At 66.6% G+C, this 1,753-nt stretch carries 3 protein-coding genes; all 3 read right to left on the reverse strand.

Annotated features, from left to right (window positions below; genetic code table 11):
* Positions 1 to 22 precede the first annotated feature (22 nt).
* On the reverse strand, positions 23 to 676 hold the full coding sequence (locus VMR03_RS04450; protein WP_325402674.1) for an HK97 family phage prohead protease: 654 nt from the start codon (positions 674 to 676) through the stop codon (positions 23 to 25).
* Between the two features lie 264 nt (positions 677 to 940).
* The gene (locus VMR03_RS04455; protein ID WP_325402676.1) at positions 941 to 1,204 is read right to left on the reverse strand and encodes a hypothetical protein; all 264 of its coding nucleotides are present in this window, start codon (positions 1,202 to 1,204) and stop codon (positions 941 to 943) included.
* Between the two features lie 194 nt (positions 1,205 to 1,398).
* Positions 1,399 to 1,753, reverse strand: a 355-nt coding sequence (locus VMR03_RS04460) for a phage portal protein (protein WP_325402678.1), incomplete at its 5' end; no start/stop codon positions are given.

The following is a 1,753-nucleotide window of genomic DNA, read 5'->3' on the forward strand; positions in this document are numbered from 1 at the left end:
TCGTGCTCTCCTTGATGTCTGTTCAGTTGAAAATCCGCGACGCCGCGCGGATCGCCCGCGCCGTCGCCTCATCGCCGCCTTTCGCGTCCCGCGAAACCGTCAGCGCCTTGTAGCCGCCGGCAACGATCCGGCGTGCGTCCGAACGGCTGAACCCCGCATCCCGCGAGAGCCAGCGTTCGAGTTCCCTCTCGGTCGGCCGCCGGCCCGATTTGACGGCGCTGATCCGCGCCTCGGGCAGCATCGGAAAGGTCACGACCGAAATTTCCCAGAGATCGACCTCGACAAGCTTGCGCAAACCCGTCTTCCCGTCCTTCGTCGCCTTGACGACGTGATAGCCGATGGAGAGCCCGTCGATCGCGCCGGCGCGCATCAGGCTCAGCACCTCGCGCGAGCGCCCGACATCGGGGAGCAGCTTCCCCTCGACGCGCAGCCCGCGCATGTCCTCGCTGAGCTTCATCCAGACGCCGATCACTTCGTTCGGGTCGTGCTGATAAAGCATCTTGATGCCGCGAGGGCCCCGCTTGCCGAGCGACGCCCGGAACGCCCCCGGCATCACCACATCGCGCCCGAGATCCTCCGCGCCGAAGAGCGACGCATAACCCTCGAAACTCCCATCCTCCCGCAATCCCTTGACATCGAACCGCGTCGCCTTCTGCTCCGACCGCTGCTGTTCCACCTGACCTCCTGGCAATAAAAAAGCACCGCGACGTGCGTCAGCGGTGCTCGACCTCTCATCTCATTCCCTGTCGTCCCGGGATTCATTCCCGGGACCCAACGCCCTCATCCCGCGTCAGCGCCCGATGGGTCCCGGCAACACGTGCCGGGACGACACTCTTCAGTTTGATGGTTCCTTTAGTTTATCAGCCGGCCCTTCCTGCCCCTCTCCCGCGCGCGGGAGAGGGAGGGACCCGCGCCGAAGGCGTGGGAGGGTGAGGGCCTTCTACCGCCGTCCCGCCACCACCCGATCCAACTTCTCCTCGATCCGCGCGAGGCTCGCGCGCATCGCCTGCGACTGCTCCTCGAGCCGCGCCGTGCGCTCGACCACTTCGTCCGTGCGCCCCGAGCGTGTTTCGAGCGCCGAGAGCCGTTCCGCCGCCGCGCCGGACCACATCAGCGCCGCGCCGGTCTGGAGCATGATGGCGACGACCAGCGCCACCGGAATATGCCGGTCGAGCTTCCAGCCCGCATTCTCGCCGAGTTTCATGGTCGCCTCCGGCCGCATCGAAAAAGAATGTCATAAAAAGGAGTGTCATCCCGGCGAAAGCCGGGACCCGCTCGCCTCGCAATTCGCCGCGCCATCCAATGATTTGCAATAACCGGCTCAGCAATCGCCAAGAGCTTGCTGAGGGAACCAATGGGTCCCGGCTTTCGCCGGGATGACACGGGGTGTGGGGAGGCTCACCCCGCCTTCCCATACCCCACCGCCGCACGCTTCTCGTCCTCCGTCAGGAAATCCGCCGCGCTCACCCGCGCCCACAGCGCCTCGCGTTCGGCCGACAGGGCCTCGATGGCGTCGGTGTCGTAGCCGAGCCGCAGCCCCTCGCCGAACCTCGGCGCCAGCCACCGCGTCAGGGCCCGCGCGGTGCGGCCGACCAGCGGCAGCACGGTCTGCCGCCAGAAGGTCCGGTTCGCCTCCTGATAATTCGAAAACGTATTGTCGCCCGGAATGCCGATCAGCATCGGCGGCACGCCGAAGGCGAGCGCGATCTCGCGCGCCGCCGCGCGTTTCGCCTCGATGAAATCCATGTCCTTG

Source organism: Parvibaculum sp. (genome assembly GCF_035511255.1).
Classification (GTDB): Bacteria; Pseudomonadota; Alphaproteobacteria; order Parvibaculales; family Parvibaculaceae; genus Parvibaculum.